The organism is Bacteriovorax sp. BAL6_X (assembly GCF_000443995.1).
Lineage (GTDB): Bacteria > Bdellovibrionota > Bacteriovoracia > Bacteriovoracales > Bacteriovoracaceae > Halobacteriovorax_A.
Genome location: NZ_AUMC01000006.1, coordinates 101,680 through 120,374, shown reverse-complemented (window position 1 = coordinate 120,374; position 18,695 = coordinate 101,680). Strand labels below are relative to the sequence as shown.

At 37.0% G+C, this 18,695-nt stretch carries 23 protein-coding genes; 11 read left to right on the top strand and 12 right to left on the bottom strand.

The annotated features are described in order from the left end of the window. Positions 1 to 10 precede the first annotated feature (10 nt). A complete protein-coding gene (locus M902_RS04915; RefSeq protein ID WP_021266761.1) occupies positions 11 to 430 on the top strand; it encodes a group II truncated hemoglobin in 420 nt (139 codons plus the stop codon). Here M902_RS04915 and M902_RS04910 read toward each other — a convergent pair. Then, positions 353 to 751, bottom strand: coding sequence for a DUF309 domain-containing protein (locus tag M902_RS04910; RefSeq protein ID WP_156979718.1), 399 nt, complete (start codon positions 749 to 751; stop codon positions 353 to 355). The genes M902_RS04915 and M902_RS04910 overlap by 78 nt on opposite strands. Positions 752 to 828: 77 nt before the next feature. Then, positions 829 to 1,599 (bottom strand): 3'-5' exonuclease, encoded by a 771-nt coding sequence (locus M902_RS04905; protein WP_021266815.1) that lies wholly within the window; start codon positions 1,597 to 1,599, stop codon positions 829 to 831. A gap of 120 nt (positions 1,600 to 1,719) precedes the next feature. On the opposite strand from M902_RS04905, the gene M902_RS04900 reads away from it, so the two are divergent. From M902_RS04900 to M902_RS04890, 3 genes are all read left to right on the top strand, one after another. Next, positions 1,720 to 3,288 (top strand): sensor histidine kinase KdpD, encoded by a 1,569-nt coding sequence (locus M902_RS04900; RefSeq protein WP_021266905.1) that lies wholly within the window; start codon positions 1,720 to 1,722, stop codon positions 3,286 to 3,288. A 2-nt stretch (positions 3,289 to 3,290) separates the two neighbouring features. Continuing rightward, positions 3,291 to 3,980 carry a response regulator transcription factor gene (locus M902_RS04895; protein WP_021266599.1) on the top strand — a complete coding sequence of 230 codons (690 nt, stop codon included), beginning with the start codon at positions 3,291 to 3,293 and terminating at the stop codon, positions 3,978 to 3,980. A gap of 164 nt (positions 3,981 to 4,144) precedes the next feature. Then, positions 4,145 to 4,972 carry a thioredoxin domain-containing protein gene (locus tag M902_RS04890; protein ID WP_021267035.1) on the top strand — a complete coding sequence of 276 codons (828 nt, stop codon included), beginning with the start codon at positions 4,145 to 4,147 and terminating at the stop codon, positions 4,970 to 4,972. On the opposite strand, the gene M902_RS04885 is transcribed toward M902_RS04890, so the two are convergent. The 5 genes from M902_RS04885 to M902_RS04865 all read right to left on the bottom strand — a co-directional run bounded on the left by M902_RS04885 (position 4,973) and on the right by M902_RS04865 (position 9,602). Then, positions 4,973 to 5,755, bottom strand: coding sequence for an endonuclease I family protein (locus M902_RS04885; protein WP_021266698.1), 783 nt, complete (start codon positions 5,753 to 5,755; stop codon positions 4,973 to 4,975). It lies immediately after the preceding gene. A 144-nt stretch (positions 5,756 to 5,899) separates the two neighbouring features. Beyond that, on the bottom strand, positions 5,900 to 6,667 hold the full coding sequence (locus tag M902_RS04880) for a PilZ domain-containing protein (RefSeq protein WP_021266870.1): 768 nt from the start codon (positions 6,665 to 6,667) through the stop codon (positions 5,900 to 5,902). Next, positions 6,642 to 7,859, bottom strand: a complete 1,218-nt coding sequence (locus M902_RS04875) for a transglycosylase SLT domain-containing protein (RefSeq protein WP_084710455.1) — start codon at positions 7,857 to 7,859, stop codon at positions 6,642 to 6,644. The genes M902_RS04880 and M902_RS04875 overlap by 26 nt, the downstream gene beginning before the upstream one ends. Before the next feature lie 127 nt (positions 7,860 to 7,986). Further along, on the bottom strand, positions 7,987 to 8,835 hold the full coding sequence (locus tag M902_RS04870; RefSeq protein ID WP_021266719.1) for a vWA domain-containing protein: 849 nt from the start codon (positions 8,833 to 8,835) through the stop codon (positions 7,987 to 7,989). An 11-nt stretch (positions 8,836 to 8,846) separates the two neighbouring features. Next, complete coding sequence (locus tag M902_RS04865) at positions 8,847 to 9,602, bottom strand: MotA/TolQ/ExbB proton channel family protein (RefSeq protein ID WP_021266716.1); 756 nt, start codon at positions 9,600 to 9,602, stop codon at positions 8,847 to 8,849. 70 nt (positions 9,603 to 9,672) lie between these two features. Between M902_RS04865 and M902_RS04860 the strand changes: the two genes are divergently transcribed. From M902_RS04860 to M902_RS04840, 5 genes are read left to right on the top strand one after another with little or no spacing between them, the layout of a single operon-like run. Next, a complete protein-coding gene (locus M902_RS04860; RefSeq protein WP_021266805.1) occupies positions 9,673 to 10,083 on the top strand; it encodes an acyl-CoA thioesterase in 411 nt (136 codons plus the stop codon). Between the two features lie 9 nt (positions 10,084 to 10,092). After that, positions 10,093 to 10,830 (top strand): ABC transporter ATP-binding protein, encoded by a 738-nt coding sequence (locus M902_RS04855; protein ID WP_021266874.1) that lies wholly within the window; start codon positions 10,093 to 10,095, stop codon positions 10,828 to 10,830. After that, positions 10,823 to 11,647 carry an ABC transporter permease gene (locus M902_RS04850; protein WP_021266958.1) on the top strand — a complete coding sequence of 275 codons (825 nt, stop codon included), beginning with the start codon at positions 10,823 to 10,825 and terminating at the stop codon, positions 11,645 to 11,647. The genes M902_RS04855 and M902_RS04850 overlap by 8 nt, the downstream gene beginning before the upstream one ends. Beyond that, positions 11,647 to 13,005, top strand: coding sequence for a hypothetical protein (locus tag M902_RS04845; protein ID WP_021266933.1), 1,359 nt, complete (start codon positions 11,647 to 11,649; stop codon positions 13,003 to 13,005). Before M902_RS04850 ends, M902_RS04845 begins: the two co-directional genes overlap by 1 nt. Before the next feature lie 26 nt (positions 13,006 to 13,031). Then, complete coding sequence (locus M902_RS04840; protein WP_021266862.1) at positions 13,032 to 14,303, top strand: acetyl-CoA C-acetyltransferase; 1,272 nt, start codon at positions 13,032 to 13,034, stop codon at positions 14,301 to 14,303. Positions 14,304 to 14,388: 85 nt separating this feature from the next. Here M902_RS04840 and M902_RS04835 read toward each other — a convergent pair whose 3' ends face one another. The 3 genes from M902_RS04835 to M902_RS04825 form a co-directional block, all read right to left on the bottom strand. Continuing rightward, the gene (locus M902_RS04835) at positions 14,389 to 14,664 is read right to left on the bottom strand and encodes a hypothetical protein (RefSeq protein ID WP_021266765.1); all 276 of its coding nucleotides are present in this window, start codon (positions 14,662 to 14,664) and stop codon (positions 14,389 to 14,391) included. Positions 14,665 to 14,682: 18 nt separating this feature from the next. Further along, positions 14,683 to 15,039, bottom strand: coding sequence for a hypothetical protein (locus M902_RS04830; RefSeq protein WP_021266595.1), 357 nt, complete (start codon positions 15,037 to 15,039; stop codon positions 14,683 to 14,685). An 88-nt stretch (positions 15,040 to 15,127) separates the two neighbouring features. Then, entirely contained in the window at positions 15,128 to 15,865 is a 738-nt protein-coding gene (locus tag M902_RS04825) for an NAD-dependent deacylase (protein ID WP_021266843.1), read from the bottom strand. Between the two features lie 48 nt (positions 15,866 to 15,913). On the opposite strand from M902_RS04825, the gene M902_RS04820 reads away from it, so the two are divergent. Continuing rightward, the gene (locus M902_RS04820) at positions 15,914 to 16,957 is read left to right on the top strand and encodes a metal-dependent hydrolase (protein ID WP_021267001.1); all 1,044 of its coding nucleotides are present in this window, start codon (positions 15,914 to 15,916) and stop codon (positions 16,955 to 16,957) included. On the opposite strand, the gene M902_RS04815 is transcribed toward M902_RS04820, so the two are convergent. After that, entirely contained in the window at positions 16,943 to 17,611 is a 669-nt protein-coding gene (locus tag M902_RS04815; RefSeq protein ID WP_021267018.1) for an acyl-CoA thioester hydrolase/BAAT C-terminal domain-containing protein, read from the bottom strand. The two genes, M902_RS04820 and M902_RS04815, sit on opposite strands and share 15 nt — an antisense overlap. 36 nt (positions 17,612 to 17,647) lie before the next feature. Here M902_RS04815 and M902_RS04810 point away from each other — a divergent pair, with 36 nt between their 5' ends. Beyond that, a complete protein-coding gene (locus M902_RS04810) occupies positions 17,648 to 17,935 on the top strand; it encodes a hypothetical protein (RefSeq protein ID WP_021267043.1) in 288 nt (95 codons plus the stop codon). A gap of 7 nt (positions 17,936 to 17,942) precedes the next feature. Here the strand turns inward: M902_RS04810 and M902_RS04805 are convergent, their stop codons facing one another. Further along, complete coding sequence (locus M902_RS04805) at positions 17,943 to 18,659, bottom strand: diacylglycerol/polyprenol kinase family protein (protein ID WP_021266929.1); 717 nt, start codon at positions 18,657 to 18,659, stop codon at positions 17,943 to 17,945. Between the last annotated feature and the right edge of the window lie 36 nt (positions 18,660 to 18,695).

The following is an 18,695-nucleotide window of genomic DNA, read 5'->3' as shown; positions in this document are numbered from 1 at the left end:
TTTTTTATTTATGAAAATTAAACTACCAGAACTCCTTATTCGAAAATTTAAAATGACTCCTTATCATAAACTAGGTGGCGCAGAGGGCGTTCAGGAACTTGTTAATAATTTCTATGAGATCATGGATACTGACCCCAAGGCATCAAAGTGTCGTGCTACTCATGCAAGATCACTAGAGAGTGCTAATAAGAAGCTCTTTATGTTCTTGTCTGGCTGGTTAGGTGGGCCAAGTCTATATATTGAAAAGTATGGCCATCCGAGAATGCGTAAGCGTCATTTTCCTTTTAAAATTGGTTTTGCTGAGCGAGATGAGTGGCTCTATTGTATGAGAAAGGCCATGGATTTGAAGAAGTTAAAACCTGAGTTTGATAAAGAACTCTGGGGTGCTTTCGAAAGATTCGCTGAGCATATGAGAAACCAAGACTTTTAGCTCTTTGATTTCGATTCCACAAAAATTTTCATATTGTAACTCATTTAAGAGTTCGAGGCAGCGTTGAAAATGTGTTCTAAATGCACTTTCTTGCTTCATTTCAAGTTTTAATAGCCCTGCTGCAATTTTGATTATGGCCTTAAATAAAATGGCAAAGTCATCCGTGCGGTTATGTTCATTCCACAGAGACTCTAGGTAGGCATGGGCCTCCCAGAAATAGCCTTCATTTACTAAGTCTATGGCAAATAAATAATCTTCATTAGTTTTAAAAGCTTCACTAGAGCTTAGGCGAGCTGTTTCTGGCTCGCCGCTTTTTTCCATATGACCACCAGCTTTTAAGGGGTGAGGATTCACTCCTGGACGAAACTGATAAGGCGGAAGTGCTCGAGTCGAATATCTTATGAAAGTCTCCAATCGAAATCAAAGAGAAGTTTTCCTTCATCAATATGAACTTGAGAAACAATCTTTGACCATACCTTTTCATTTGGGTCCCACTGAAATCTTGCACGTGCTACTTTATGCTTAATTGCATTGAATTTTTCAACTTCTTGACGGTTTTTCCAATTTGGTGCTTTTAGTTCTGCAACAATACGTACCTTAGGGGCACTTGCTAATTTTGCCATTCTTACATAATCATAATGAGAAGCTATCTTAAGCATTGCTAGGACATCTGTAACAGCTCTATGTGGAAATGGATTAATAAAGCCATGTGAGTGCTCTAAAAGTGCCATCGATTTGTGAGTGATTCTTCTTGGGTACTCAACATCTTCTTGAGTATCGATCCAAACTTTATTTGGCATCTCGATCCCATATCTTTTAAACATGGCCGTTAGCATTGGTTTGTCATACTTTGCGCCATTGTGGGCCATCATATAATCGGCCTTCTTCATAAGTAGGGCAACTCTTTCAAGGGCCATCTTGATTTCATCTCCGCGACGTCCCCACTCAGCAAGTAATTGTTCGTCAATGCCTGTAAGCTCAATAACTTCTTCTGTAAGCTTTAAGCGATCTTTTTCATCGATAAGTTCAGAGAAGACTCTAACTGGAGAGTTGATACGTGTGTCCCAAAGAACCGCTCCAATTTCTGTAACGCGGTCAACTTCAAGATTTACACCTTTTTGCGTTAAATTTTCGTTAATACCTTCTAAATCAACTCCAAGAATGAGCATTTGACGTCCTTTTGTTGGTCTTGCTGTGTGCCATAAGATTAATTGACAATATTCTGACTTATTTAGGACAATTATTAACGATACGTTTAATATTGTAAATGCTGGGATTACTTAGATTTAATGAAACCTTATATTGTACTTATATTCACGGCGTTAATTGTGGCCTTCTTTTCTGGAAGTTTTGTTTTAAAAACTTTCGCTCCTCGTTTTGCCAGTCAGTATCAAATTGACGAAATTAATGAGCTAAAAGTTAAGATGCAGACCACGATTACTCCTTACGCCATCGTAAATTTCTCATCACTATATTACTCCGATGAGCAATTCCAGCTTCTTAATCCGTCTCTTGCAATCGAAGAATTTGATGCATCTCTACTTTCAAGTTCAAAGGGTTGTTCAAATATTGAAATTCTTCAGTCTCAATTAACTGGAACACGCAAGAAGGGAGTATGGGAGCAAATTCGCTGTGGTAGAATTAGAAATATTCCAAATTGGTTTGTTAAATCTCCCCCTTATATTCACGAGTCAGGAGTAAGTTACGCTTATCTCTTATTTCAATATCAATTGGCCACTGGACAGGCCTCTCAGACGTCTTGGGTAAGGCGCAGACTTTCTTATTTTCATGTCTCGGAACTTGCTCAACTTCAACGTGAGATTGGGCCACTTGGTGGGATCTATGGACTTCTAGCAAGTCTTTCACAAGAAACTCTTCAGGATATTATTAATGAAGAGGGGACAATCCTTGCTAAGAATTTCTTACTTGCAAGGATTAAGTATCCAAGACAGTATAATGTCTTAGAATACCGTTTCTATGCCAATGATTCCATTGAAAGATTCTTAGATCAGACACCCTATCAAATCACAAGAGCACGTGCTGGAAAGTGGTGTGTTTATAATGATGGACCAATCTGTTGGAGACAAAACACGAGACACCTCTTACAGTCTGTTTCGACATCAACCCTGACTTCATTTACAGGTATTATTGTCATCTTCTTTATCATTCTTTGGCTGCTCTTTAGTAAGATTAAGGATGATAAGGTAGAAGAGAGTCGAAAGAAGATGGCCCTTCAAGTTCTAACTCACGAGTTTAGAACTCCTGTTGCATCTCTACTACTTATCGTTGAAAAAATGAATCGTTCACTGGGTTCTTTGCCGGAAGATCAACAAGAAGATGTTCTGCGTATAGCAGGTGAAGTTTATCGCCTACAACGCCTTACGGAGAAGTCTAAGCACTATCTACAAGGTTCAAATGCTTCAGGTATGCTAACTTTCAGTTATGAAAAGTTAGATCATTTGGATGACCTTATTTATGATACAATCATTCCTATTAAGGAAACTTACGATAAGGAAATTGAAATCTTTATAGATGTTCAGGATACAATCTTTGTTGATTACTATTGGTTTCAAATTTTAATAAAGAATCTGGTTGAAAACTCTTTTATTCATGGTGCAGAAGAACATTATTTGAAGATCTATGAAAAGGACAAATTCTTTGTTGTTGAAGTTGGTGATGGTGGTGAGATTACAAAGGATCTCGATACACTTACGAGTGAGTTTGTAAAAGGTTCTAAGAGTTCTGGTACTGGTTTAGGTTTAAATATTATTAAAAATATTGTTGATGAATGGGGCGGGAAAATTGAGTTGGTAAAGAAGCCGACGAAATTTATTATTACGCTACCTAAAAGGAAGTAAATATGGATAAGATTCTATTAGTTGAAGACGATGTTTCATTGGGAAAAGGAATACTTGATTTTCTTAAAATGGAAGGATTTGACACAACTTGGGCACAAACTCTTGAAGAGGCTAGAAAAATTGATCTAAAAGGATTTAATCTTATCATTCAAGACTGGATGCTTCCTGATGGGCAAGGGATCGACTTTCTTAAAGAGATTCGTGCCAATAATAATAACACGCCAATGATTATTCTAACGGCCAAGACTGATCTTATTGATAAAGTCGTAGGTCTTGAGTCTGGTGCAAATGATTATATGACTAAGCCATTTGAGTCTCGCGAGCTCCTTGCTCGTATCCGTGTTCAGCTTCGTATTGGTGATCAAGGGGCCATGGCCAAGGATATTGATACAAAAGGTGTGTTAACTCTTGGAAAACTTAAAATTGATAATGATACAAGAGAAGTAACTTGGGACGGAAGCTTAGTCGAACTAACTAAAATGGAGTTTGATTTCTTAAAGCTTCTTGTTGAAAATCCAAACCGTGCTCTTTCTCGTGACGAAATTTTAAATAAGGTATGGGGATATGAATGCTATCCATCAACTCGTACAGTGGATACACACGTTCTTCAATTACGTCAGAAGTTTAATGAGAATTTAATTGAAACAGTTCGTGGAATTGGTTACAAACTTCGCCCGCAATTTGCTCAATAAAATTAAAAACGTCGAATAACTGATAAATAGGGGGCTTTATAAGGCCCTTTTTTTATATTCTTTTCAAAGATTTGACATAACTCTAACGTAGAGTGAATAAAGCTTGGCCATAATATTACGAAAGGTTTGTTAACAAAAGTAACGATAACTACTAGGGGCCAATTATGTCTAAGCGATTAACCATTCCATTTCTTTTTGCCTTTATTGCGCTATTCTTGGCATCTTGCCAGTCAAAGCAATCAGCAAGTGATCTTCAAAAAACATTGGAGAAGAATCCTGAAATCTTAACTGAAGTCATGAAAAAAAATCCACAACTGTTCATGGAAACACTTCAGAAGATGGCCTCTCAAATGAGAGAGAAGGCCCTTGAAGATCGCAATAAGAAAGAGCAAGAGATTTTAGAAGCAGCTTTTAAAAATCCAATTGAAGTTGAAAAACACAGCGAAGACTTAATTATTGGTAATCCGAATGCAAAAGTTATTATTTATGAATACTCTGATTTTCAGTGTCCATTCTGTTATCGCGCTCTAGAGACTGTTAAGCAGGTTCTTGATGATTATAAGGATGACGTTGCTTTTGTCTATCGTCATCTACCTATTGATTCTATTCACCCTAATGCTAGACTTGCGGCCAAGTACTATGAGGCCATTCGAATTGAGTATGGACAAAAGGCATTTGATTTTCATGAGACTATTTTGAAGAATCAAAATAAGGTTCGCCATGGTGAGAAGTACTTTATTAGCTTAGTTAAAGAGATGAAGTTAGATGTTAACAAAATTAAACGACTCGTAAATTCTAAACGCGTTGAAAATAAGATTGCTGCGGACGTAGCAAGTGCAAATAAACTGGGCTTTAGTGGCACTCCTGGTTTTGTCGTGGCCGGTGTTCCAGTTAAGGGCGCATACCCTTATTCTCATTTTAAAATGATCTTAGACCGTCGCTTGAATGGAAACTCTAAGGATCCAGCAAGTGAAATGGCAAAGATCAAATAATTAAAGGTCCGTTAGCAAATCAATTAGTTCAGGGTAATCGATAAATGGATTACGGTTGCCCTGATACTTTTCTACTTCATCATTTCTAAACTTTTCAAATTCTGATACTGGGTCTAACTTATCCCATGCTCTTAGAAATTCTTCTTCACGATCATTGATCGGAAGCTCATATGTGACAGCAAAGTAGAATAGGCCACGAGCGATATCGCCCTTGACTTCATTTGGTGGCTCGAATAAAGGCATTGTTGGGTACTTTTTATTCTTTCCAAACTTTGACTGCCCACAGTCTTGAAGCTTATTTTCATCAACTTCTCCATAGTGGTATGAGGCCCTCATGCTATTAACAAAGGAGTCCGTTGGAAAGAGGTGGTGCATATCTGCAACCATATCGTCATACTCATTCTTTCCGTGCTCTACAGAGTCTCCGTATTCGAAGAAACGAGATTTTGGCCACGTATGTTCAGTATTGATGATATTTCCATCAGGAAGGTTCTCTTGATCTAAGTGAATATCAACATTATTTTCGTATTCTTTTCCACAGTATAAATCTTTTAGATATTTGTTCTCAGAGCCGTTTTTATTATAAGCGTAGATATTATTAAATAGATAAAGTCTTGCCGTTTTATAGTAGAGTGTTCGCTTTTGCTTTTTCAAAAGCGCAGATAAACGCTTTCTGAATTCCGTTTGGTTGATTTGTTGGCCAGTGTCTCCATTGGCCTTGAGGTCAATTGGTTGGGCCACTGTTAGTGATGTAGTTAAAATTATTAGAGTTGTACGTAACATACTTTGCTTTTACGGTAATTCATGAACAGATGGTAGGAGATTGTAGAATTTACTTGAAATATCGTCCCAATAAAAAAACAGGACCTCAGTGAGGCCCTGCCAATTTAAGAATCAAGCTCGTTATTTAAGCTACTTAGGGGACGACTAAGCAGCGTTATTGTACTCTTCGTAATCGTTATCACTATCCATATTTTCTTCATCTACACTTTGCCTAAGGCTTGTTAAAAGCTTCTCTAATTGAAGTCTTTCAGCAACACCAAGTTCGACAAACTGTACCCCCATTCCTTCTGGGTAGCGTCCGACAGCATTCGATTTTCTAACGACCTTGGCCTTTAGTTCTAAATCTGTTCCGATATTGAAAGTAAAAGTATCTCCACAATTAAAGATATCTTTCTGTGTTGGTGTATTATATGAAATATAGGCACCTGTTCTAGAGATATCAAATGTTTCACCAAGGTTAATTGGAATATCTGTTGAAGATACCTTTGTTGGAAGTGGCGCTTGGTAGCGAATTGCTGTTTTCCACCACTGAGCAGCAGGTGAGTTAATAACATTCGTTTCATGACTCAAAATGAAGTATGAAGTCATAAGGATATAGGCAAAAGTTGATAGAATAACTGAAGCAGCTTCAAAGTCATTTCCATAAACTAAGACAATTGAATTATTTAAACAAACGAAGCCAATCGATAATGGAAAGCTCCACTTGATGTCATCTTGTGCTGTAAATGAAAAGTAAGCATTAAGAAAACAAGAGGCCATAACCATAAAGTTAAAGACAGTCATTTTTGACCAGATGGCACCAATATCAGTTGCACCATGTCCATAGAGGAACATGACTTGAATTGGGATACTAACTGCAATTGCAATAAATACAAATGCATAAATATTAAAGATTAATGGCTTGATCTTCATTGATGACTCCTTGAGTGTCATTTTGTGTAAAGTGATAACAATAACTATTTACGCGATTAATATAATTCTTTGCTTCTTGAAGGCGATCAGAGTTACGCCAGTCAGTCTCTAGTTTTATTAATTGAGACTTTACTCTAAATGGACCAGAGTTGTAGCTAGCAAGGATCAGGTCTGTAAAGAGTTGGCTTTTCTCAAATGTCTTAAGGTTTTTGATTTTTGGATATGACTTTTGAACAAGGTCAATATTGCCACGCCAATACTTCTTTAGGTATTCAATATACTCGAGTCCACCTATCACAGATTTTTTTCGATTAAGTCGCCAGTCATTTTGATGATTAATCTTCCCCGATCTAACCATAAACTTTACTAGTCCATATGGAAGTTTTTCAATTCTCTTATCAACTTTCCATGTGTCATATTTCTTTATTACGTGCTGGCTAGCTGCATCGGTAACTTGTGTAAGGCCAATTGCTTTTGCTGAACTTACAGAACGATAGTTAAAACCAGACTCCTGGGCAATAATACCAAGTAGCATTGAGGGATTAGTATGGACTTTAGATGCTTCTTTTTTTACTAGATCAATAAAGCTCGATTTTACATTGAATGGATCAGTTGTTGTGATTGTTGTTTTGTTATTGGCCGCCGTAAATTGTTTACATGAAGGCTCTTCATAACGATAGAGCGAGCGAATCTCTCCACGGTATTGATAGCCAATTTTTATATCAGTCTCAAGCCTTGCTGGAAGACTTAGGCGGTTAATCTTGTAGATAATATTTTGGTCGTCTTCATAAATGACTTTATTATTATTTTTAAAACTAGAAGTAATATTTTTACCATTCCAAAATATTACGATATTTTCAGAATTAAGTTTTCCACGAGTTGAATTGATCTTAATATAAAGATCATAAATAGTGTGACGATTTTGTTTCTTTGGAAAAAATTCGATACCTATTGTACTCGTTCCAACGTTATCGAAGTTTAGATGAGTATCTAAGATATTAGTAAACGCCTCTAGATTTTCGAAACTATCTCCATCATTAATAATTGAAAGAGTTTCACTTCCGAATGGATTCATTGGCCCAGCACATGAAGTAAATAGGAGAGTTGCTGCAAAAAAGAGTAGCGAAAAGCTTGCTCTTAACAAAACTCTTACAATGTGCTGACGAAATGTTGGTTTAAGTGCCATGTTCATTGACACTATTATGACAATTTTGGATAAGTCGCTGAAGTAGTGGAGTAAGTATTCCTGTTAAATCAGTAACTTAGGCGAGAATTACTATAAAAACTATAGTTGTCAAAATCCGTAAATTTCGCCAACTTTAGAAGCCATAGAAAAAACCGTTATTGGCATCTGTTAAATTCTTCAAAAATTGATATAAATCCGAAGACTTACTGAAGTTCTTTGCCCCAACTCCAATGGCATTAATTTGTACTTTTCTAAGATTGTTCTTTGTAGTGATATCCCTAACAATATCGTCGATATTATCCGGTGAGGTCGTTCGCCCAGACTTTGTCGGGGAACCATCACTAAGGAGAACTATATCAGTAAGTTGTGGATATTGGTCAATGACATACTTAAGCGCCGCCCTCGTTGGAGTCGCACCATAGGGTTTTAGACTTGCTAGAAATTCGTAAACCTCTTCTTTTATCTTTAGGTCCCTAAGGTCTTGTAAAACACCCCACAGCGCATATTGTGAACTGCGATTCTTTCCTGGAAAATAGATAATGTCGACATAGTAATCCTTACCCATTGAGGCAATAAGCATCTTAAGCCCTGCCTTTACTTGGCCAATGCGATCATCTGTCCCCATTGAGCCCGAAACATCAATGAGGAAGGCCACGCGTTTGCCTTTAAAGTTAAATCCTACATCAGCGCTTTTAGAAACAGGAGCAGTTGTCGGTTTTGGCTCAGGCTTTGGTTCTGGTTTCGCCTTAGGTGGAGTAATTTGGGCCGTTAGTTCTTGGATGACTTTCTTTTGATCTTTGACAAGCTTCTCACATTGAGAGAGTGCCTGAGAATTATCAACACATACTTCTTTTGGCTTTTCAGCAACAGGAGTTTCATTCTTTGGAACAACAATAAAGAGGATGATGACCGCTCCTAGTGCTCCTGAAAGTAGATCGAGAAATGAAATATTAAAAACGTCTATAGACTTTCTTTGGCGCATTCTTTGCTTTCCTACATCTCAATCTTATTAACAAGGTTTTCAATAACATATTCTTTTGTTTTCATATGAAATTGATCAGTTGCTTTTTGTAAGTCGTGAAAAAGCCACATCAGAACGATGCTTAAAATAAGTGCAACAAGTGTTGTATCAAAGGCAACACCAAGAGTTGATGTAATTAGCTGCATGTCTTTAGAGTTTGCAAGCATCAAGGCGCTCGATATACCAAGTACAGTACCAATAAAACCTAGAGACGGTATCGCCCATAGGAGATAGCGTATATTGGACTGTTCAGTTTCCGAGTTGTCACGATGTAGGTCAGTGATGATATTAATAACCTCAAGAACTTCAGAAACATTTTTCGTTGAACGAAATTTTGCACAAGAGTTTTTAATGAGTTGAGTTAAAAGAGTCTTTGAGTACTTCTTCTCGAAGTCTTTCACTTTCTGACCAATTTGAACAACATCGTCAGACATTAGTAGGTGCTTTTCATCCGTAGGCAGCAGGTTTGCCTTAAAGTAGGACTTTTCTGCTTTTATTTGGGCCTTTAATGCTTTAATTTCTGAGATTGACCAGAAGAAGGCCATATATGTTAGCCATTGAATGTAGCCGCCTTTGATGAAATTTCCACCTAGGAGAATTAGCAATCTTGAAACTATTCCATCCTGTGGGAAAATACCAGATAGATACACTCCATTTAATACTGCAACAGTAACACTGCTGACTACTACAGCTTGTCCAATGAGTTGCAATTCTTTCTTTTCTAGCATTGAATGACCTTTTACTTTAAAATTATAGGTATATTTTATAATTATTATAACTGACTTTAAAAGGATATAAATGGTGGGAAAAAATAGTGAAAATGAACCAGTAGGAGAACTATGTGTTCGTACACTAACAATGCCTTGTGATACAAATCATAATGGTGATATCTTTGGAGGTTGGGTTCTTTCGCAAATGGATATCGCCGGCGCAATCTATTCTGGAAAACGCTGTCGTGGCCGTACCGCAACTATCGCAATTGAAGCGATGAAATTCATCCAACCTGTTGGGGTTGGGGATATTCTATGTTGTTACTGCTCAACTGTAAGAGAGGGAAATACATCTCTTGCTGTAAAGGTTGAGGCTTGGGTTATTCGTAAGTTCGATACTGAGCGTGTCAGAGTAACTGATGGTATCTTTACTTATGTGGCCATTGATGAACAGAAGCGTCCACGTAGTATTAATTCTAAAACAATTCTCGAAGAATAAGGATTTTATATGAGCGTAATTAACGTTGAAAATGTCTCTAAAAGTTATAGAGACCAAAAGGCATTATCTGACTTTTCATTGACTGTAGAGCATGGTGATGTTGTTGCTCTTTTAGGACCAAATGGTGCGGGGAAGACAACTTTTGTAAAGTGTATGTTAAATCTGATTAGTGCAGATAGTGGAAAAATTTCAATTTATGATATCGATTCTAATGATCCCATGTCACGCACTCGACTTGTATACTTACCGGAAAAGTTCACTTTTTATAATTACTTTACTGTTGAGGAAACACTAAAGTTCTTTGCTGAATTTCATCAGGTTGAAAAGTCTCAAGTCAAAGATAGAATTAAGGAGGCCTTGGCTAAGCTATCAATCGGAGAGTTAGGTAAGAAAAAACTTAGTGAGCTGTCCAAAGGACAAATGCAACGAGTTGGGCTATGTATCGCAATTGTCGCAGATAAAGATCTAATTATTTTAGATGAGCCTTTCTCTGGCCTCGATCCAATTGGGATTAAAGATGTGAAAGATATTTGTCTTGAACTTTCAAGCAAAGGGAAAACTATCTTAATCAATTCTCACATTCTTTCTGAAGTGGAGAAATTTGCTAAGAAGGTTATTATTTTAAATCATGGAAAAGTCCAGGCCCAAGGCCTAATTGATGATGTTCGTGATGGTATGTCTTTAGAGGATCGTTTCTACACACTTGTGAAAGGAACAAAAGAAGAAAGTGGTGAAGCTCATGTTTAATTTTACGTTAATTAAAAATACAATAGAAAAAGAAGTTAGAAATAAGTCTGTCATCTTCTTATTTGCTTTGACTGTTGTCGTTATGTATCTAGGTAGTGTTTTAAGTAATTTATTACAAATCGAAATTCAAGAGTCGGGTTTTAGCACTTATCTAGCAACAGCTAGCATGACAGTCGTAATTTGGATTATTAGCTTAAGTGCAAAATTTGTTGCAGCTCTTGTTTCAGCTAATATTTTTCGTAGTGATTTAGAAAGTGGTGTCATTTCCCAAATCTTAGCACTGCCGATTAATCGCTCTTCTTACGTTATCAATCGAATGCTAGGAGGTGCTCTTTTAAGTTTTCTTTACTTAGTATTCATTCTGGTTATCGGAATCATTATCTTAATATCTAATGATCTTGTTCCTAAGGAAGTGGATTTCTCTATGATAAAGATGGCCGCTTCACTAATTCCACACTTCTTACAAATATTAATTATTATGTTTGTTAGTTGCTTCTTTAGTTTATTCTTTAATAAGATCGGAACATTACTTTTGACATCTTTTTATGTTATTGCCTCAGTCGGTGTTTACACTTATATTCAAGCGGGAAATCCAGCTCTTTCGGGACTTAATCTTTCATCTATCTTTGGGCTTATCTTTTATTGGCTTCTGCCAAGAATTGGAGAAATTTCAGGACTTGCAGATATGTTATCTTTAGGTGCGGAATTAAATATAGATATCGTTAAGAGTTTTGTCTTTGGCCTAATCCACTTAGTGACAAGTTTAGCGATATGGGGATTTGTTTTTAACTCTATCTTTAAAAGAAGATCGTTTTAATGAGAAAATTGCTAATCATTCATTCAGATGAGCGCATTCAGTCTAGTGTAAGAGAGTACTTAACAAATGAGTACTCTTTTGAGATTGAATGTCTTGAGAACTCATCTTTTTTAAAAAGCGCGGATGATTTAGCAAGTTTTGATGGAGTTATATGCGAAAATAAGTATATCGATAATGAAGGTAGGAGTATCCCTGGTGGTCAAAACTTTGTAAATTTTATGATCGATCACACGATTAAAAAGCCTATTGTTATTTTAGGAGAGATGGAAATTGATTATGGGAACTTTGTATCTCTACCATCAAGGTTCTCTCTTAGAGATATTAGTCTTCAGTTAATAAAGAGTCTGAATATTACAGATGAAGAACTAAGACATTTAAAGATGCCTGACTTTGTTAGTGTTGAAATTGCTAATTTTTATCAACTTTCAAATCCATGTTGCGATATCTATATTAAAATGAAGAAGTCAGGTGTGGAGCATTTTGTAAAGCGTATCTATGCTAACGATGTTCTTGATAAGGATATCGTAAGGCGCTACGAGCAAAATAATCTTACTCATTTCTTTGTACAAAAGGAAGATTTTGAAAGGCTTATGGGACAAATCTTGTCTCAGTCTTTAACTAAAGTCGTTAAGGCCTTTAAGCAAGACAAAAAGGTGATGGAGGTGAGCAGTGATACTTTTGAAATTTCTCAAAACCTTCTCAACGAAATTGGAATTACTCCACAAACAGTGAAACTTGCTAAGACGTCAATTGTTGCTATGACAAAGACGGTAAGTAGCTCAAAGAAGCTCTCAACTTTACTTCGCTCTCTTTTAGAGAATGAAACAACCTACGCATTCAAAAGAAATTATCTATCGAGCCTGTTCTTCTATCAAATTATTCCAAACCTTGGATGGGGAAGAGGTGAGCAGCTTAAGCAAACCATGGATAAGGTTTGTTATATTTGTTTTTTTCACGATATTCTTTTACGTGAAGAGAAGCTCTTAAAAATTCACTCTCTCGACGATCTGGAACAGGTAGAATTAAGCGACTCAGAAAAGAAACTTGTTTTAGACCATGCCAATCTAACTACAACTTTACTTCAAGAGATATCGGGAATACCAACAGGGATAGATGTTATTGTTCGCCAGCACCATGGTTCATTAAATGGTGTCGGATTCCCTGATGTTTATACGTCAAACCTCTCACCCCTAGCGATAAGTTTTATCGTAATTGAAAAGTATGTTGTGGAAATACTTAAATGCATTGAGGGACGTGAGAAATTAAAATTAAATACGATACTATCAGAGCTGGAAGAGTTTTTTCACTTAAGTAGTTATCGAAAAATAATCTTCGAACTAAAAAGCCTTATAAGTTAAAAGGCAAAATAATAAAAGGAAAACTTATGGAACAAAGAAAAGTTTGTATTATTACGGGATCACGTATTCCATTTGCAAGATCTGGTACAAAGTATCAGGGTGTTTCTAATAAGGAGCTAATGACTGCTGCTTTAAAAGGTTTAGTCGATAAGATGAATCTTAAGGGACAAGAAGTAGGTGAGGTTGTTCTTGGTGCAGTTAGTAAGCACGCCTATGATTTCTCCCTTGCTCGTGAGTGTACTATTGAGTCTGGGCTGTCTTTTCACACTCCTGCTACAGATATTCAAAAAGCTTGTGGGCTCTCTCTTGAGGCCTCAAATATTATTGCTATGAAAATTGCAACAGGTCAGATTGAATGTGGTATCGCTGGTGGTGTTGATACGAATAGTGATATCCCTGTTGAGTTTTCTAAGAATTTCTCAGATGCCATGAGCCGTGCAAATTACGCTCGCACAACAGGTGATCGAATCAAGGCCCTTTTAAGTATCCGTCCGGCCGATCTTAAGCCTACTTTCCCTGCTGTAAAAGAGCCTCGTACAGGGCTATCAATGGGACAAAGTTGTGAGCTTATGGCCCAACGTTGGAATATTGCGCGAGAGGATCAAGACCAACTTGCGTGGGAGTCCCATCAGAATGCAGAGCGCGCATATAATGAAGGATTCTATAGTGATCTTGTTGTGCCATTTAAAGGCCTAGAACGTGATGGAATTCTAAGAGCTAACACAACGGTGGAGAAAATGGGGTCTTTAAGAACTGCTTTCGAAAAATCTGAAAAAGCAACTTTAACAGCGGCCAACTCAACACCACTAACTGATGGTGCTTCAGCAGTTTTCTTATGTAGTGAAGAATATGCAAAAGAACACAATTTAGATGTTTCAGCTTACTTTACAACGTGTCAGTCAGCGGCCGTTGACTTTATCGACGAGGAAGGACTTCTAATGGCCCCTGTTTACGCCGTTCCTAAACTTCTAAAACGTGCAGGTCTTACTCTACAAGACTTTGACTTTTACGAAATTCACGAAGCTTTTGCAGCTCAAGTACTTTGTACTTTAAAAGCATGGGAAGATGAAGAATTCTGCAAAACAAAGCTTGGCCTAGACTCTGCCCTTGGATCTATTGATCGTTCAAAGCTTAATGTTAAAGGAGGCTCTCTTGCTCTTGGGCATCCATTTGGTGCAACTGGTGCAAGAATTGTCGCAGGCCTTGCTAAAATGCTTCAAGAAAAAGGTGGTGGACGCGGACTTATCTCTATTTGTACTGCAGGTGGGATGGGTGTTGTTGCTATCGTTGAAAGATAGGGTGCCATGCACCTTTGGTTTCGCATATGCTAAATAAAAAAGGCACCTGATAGGTGCCTTCTTTATTTGTACATATTTATTTAAATTATTTTTCAGTACAAGTTTCGTAGCAAAGGTTTCTTTGAGCTTCGTCTTGTACAAGTGCACACTCATCAAAACACCATGGCATAGACTTGTTACCTGATTGGTACATGTAGTTATCAATACAGTAGTCACGTACTGAATTAAAACATGTGTAGAAATCTTCTTTGTTTGTTAACTCTTTACAAGTTTCTTGAGCTTCCATTGCACAAATTTTGATTTGGTTTGCGCTTGCGTTTACAGAAATAAAAAGAGTCGCAGCTAGTAATAATTTTTTCATATTTTTTCCCTCTATCGATTAAAGATCATAAACACATGAAGCACTATTTCCTGTGATCTTTTCAAGTTCACTTAGGGCCGCTTCATATTGATATGAGTTTAGTTTTCCATTTTCTTTTAAAGTATATTTTGATTTGTTATTACCTAGGTCTTTCTCAGCTAGAACCTTGAAATAGTCTGAGTAGATAATATTCTCAAGATCAACTAGGGCATGATCCGAAATACGGGCCCAGTTGACGATGAGATTATATTGATGAAGCTTAGTATAGCCTGTGGCATAGTAAGCGTTTTCACAAATTTCTCTAATATTACTTGAAGCTTTTGCATTAGATGTAACTGCAAAAAGCATTGCTAGCGTAAAAAGCACTGATTTCATATATCTCTCCAATAGCATTGTGTGAGAACTTATAGCCAAGGGGATACGAAAATTAAAGTGATTTTATGAAATATGTAATTTCTGCACGCTAGGTTTGAAGCATGGATTCCACAAAGTGACGTACGCCTTGCGTTGCAACCTCTGTGATGGTCTCATCAAAGAGTTCAGCGTTATTTGTTGGATGAGGATTAATCTCTATGCAGTGGGCACCAGCGCTCTTAGCGATGGCCACAAAGTTGGCAGCAGGGTAGACAAGACCTGATGTTCCAATGGAAATGAAGAGGTCACACTTTTGAAGAGTCTCTTGTATTTCGTCAAGATAAAGTGGAACTTCACCAAACCAAACAATATGGGGCCTTAAATTCCCCTTTGTATGACAACACTGACAGCGGTCTTCAACTGTAAGATCATCGTTGCATTCATAGATTTTCTTAGTATTTTTACAGCGAATTTTTAAAAGCTGACCATGCATGTGAAAGATGCTTTTTGAACCAGACCTCTCATGGAGGTTATCGACATTTTGAGTGATTATTGTTGTTTCAAATTTTCCTGACTTTTCAAGTTCGGCCAGAGCGAGGTGAGCATCGTTAGGGTGAACCTCACTTGATAGTAGTTGCCTTCTTCTTTGATTATAGAATTCATGAACTAAATTGGGATTATTGTTAAAGGCCAAGGGGGATGCGACTTCATAGATATCGTGATTCTCCCATAGTCCATTTTGGTCTCGAAAAGTCTTTAACCCCGACTCTTTAGAGATGCCGGCACCAGTCAATAGACAAATATTTTTTATGCCAGCAAGGAGTGCTTGGTCTTTTAAAAACTTCATTTAATTATGGTAACATATACTTGGTAAATACATAAAGTGAGGATTTTAGTGGACCCATTATCACAGGCAGTACTTGGTTCAATGGCAGCTCTAGGAGCGACCAAGGTTAAGTCAAAGATACAAAGAAAGAAGCATGAACCAAAAGAGGCTAAAGGGGTTAAAGAAGCGCCTAGTTTAAAGGTGATAGCTCTTTGGGGTGCTCTTGCTGGAATGGCCGCTGACCTGGATATTCTCATTCGTTCATCAACGGATCCACTATTCCATGTTCAATTTCATCGACACTTTACTCACTCGCTCTTTTTTATTCCTATCGGAGCTTTAATTGTTAGTTTATTTCTTAAACTATTTAGGGTTCCCGTTAAAAGGAGTTATCTCTATACTCTTTGCGCCTATGCTACCCATGGGGCATTGGATTCATTTACAAATTATGGGACTCAGCTTTTTTGGCCTCTTTCCTCAACAAGAGTTGCTCTTAATACTGTTGCTGTTGTAGATCCTCTTTGTACCATTCCACTTGTTATTCTAGTTCTACTTTGCCTACGTACGAAAAATTTAAAATTTAATACTGCTGCAATCATCTATGTCGTTGCTTTCATGTCTCTTGGTTTCTATCAAAGAGAACGTGTGACAAACTTTCTTACAACGAAGGGACTTATTAATGAGCATACTCAACGCAAGATGATTAAGCCTACGATTTTTAATAATGTGGTTTGGCGTGGGATTATTGTTGACCAAGATCAGGCAAGATTCTATGCCGTTAAAAGTATTCCTTTTGGTAAGATTAAGCTCTACCCAAAAAGTGAGAGCGCATCTATTGTTAAAAATAATGAAATTGAGAATCTTTTAAAACATTATAAGTCAGAAAAGTTTTCTTATGACTATGAGAGATTTAGAAGTTTTACAAGTGGCTATCTTCACTGGGGAAAAGGCAATACTATTGTTGACTCTCGTTATAGTATTCTTCCTTATTCGTCAGAGTCCATGTGGGATATTGAATTTCATAAAGGGGAAGGGCACGTAACCTTTAATACATCTCGTGCTGTGGATATTAATTCAAGAAAAGAATTTTTAAAGCTTTTATTTGATTTCTAGTAGATAGGATTCCAAGACTTTTATATTTTCTGGTGTAATCTCATGAGAGTTAATTTCAAAGCTTTCGAATCGAGCATCAGCTATTTTCTTTCTTAGTTCTAAAAAGCTATTGTGAGAGTTTTTAAATTCGACAACAGGGTCACCTTCGTTATGAATTGAAAGGTGCTTAAAGTTTAAGTTCTCGCCAAGCTTATCGACACGTGTATTTGCATTTATTGCAATAGAAGTATGGATTCCTGGCAAGTAGCTGGCCATAATCGGTGCAAGGTAGCCTCCTTGCGAATAGCCAATGATAGTTACATTTTTAAATTCAATAGCTTTTGCTTTTAATAAATTCCCAAGGGCCTCAATAGGTGTATTCATGTCGATATAATAACTCTGTCTTGTGTGATCATAGAAGTACCAACTATAGCGATATGTAATTTGATTCGGCCTTATTTTAGGAATTGGAAATATCCCATTTGGGATGAGTATACGAAAATTTTCGACAATTTTTGATGATAATTTATCAATAATATTCTCTTTGATTTGTTCGTTATTTTGAGCAAAGCCATGGAGGACTAAAAGTGTCCTTTGTGCTTTAGGGTTACCCATTTCAATAGAATCAATCGGGAGATTTGTACCAACATTTGTGCGACTAGTATTATTTTCCATATGTTCTATAATAGATGGGGCGAGGGGAATTTTAAAGTGAATTCTAAAACCGATAAGAACCTACAACATGATGATATGGATTTGGCCAAAGAAATTATCTTGGAGAATATATCATTCTTTGAGTGGATGAATATGGAAAATCTCCTCATCTCAATCAAAAGTGAGGATCTTACTCTTCTTGATGAAGTGAATATGGAAGTGCTTGAGTCCTACCTAAATGAATTTATCAAAGAAGGTCTTGTGGAAATAAAGCACGAGGCCAAGAATGAAGCCTTCTATCGTCGTGTTCAAATTAAGAAAAAGAAATTTCTAAAATTCTTTTAGAATCCTGTTATAGAAAGATTGCCATAAATAACCAAAGGGCCCCTGCTGTCGATAGAGGAATCGTAAGATTGTCATCGATTTTAAAGTCCATGAAGTCGACGGCCGTCACTACAAGTGAGCTACATATTGTTACAAGTGCAATTCTTATATTAAATTCATAGACACTTAGAAGAACCATTAGGTGTATGACAACTGTTGCAATTAAAAAAGCTAGTGTTCCCTCAAGAGAGCGGTTATCTTTTAACTTTGTCTTTCCAAAGCGAATACCAATAATGGCACTTAAAGGATCACAAACTGCAAGTGTGAAAACAGCAACAAGTGTAATGGTTTTTGGAAATGTTAAGATCGTTAGAAGCAGTCCCATTAGATAGGGCATTGAAGCCGATTCCTTCAGTTGCTCTTCAGCACGTAAAAGGTAGCGGCTTCCTAATTTCATTAAGCGATTTTCTGGGTAGTTGATTCTAATTTGTTCAAGAATATAGAAAACGCATGTTGCAACACCAAGGATGTGTACGGCCTGGGCGTGAGTCAGAAAATGCTTATAAATCATCCCTGCAATGAGACCCATCGAAAAATGGAAGATCCTACGTGGCATATGTAGGTCTTTTCTTGTCTTTGTAATTTCTTCTTTTGTTTCATTTTCTTCTTGTGAAACTTGCTCATTTATATCTTTAGTCGATGCTTGCACATCGCTATCTTCATTCTTTGAAATTATTGTATCCATATAAGTATCTTAACTCAGGTTGTTAATCCTGACAAA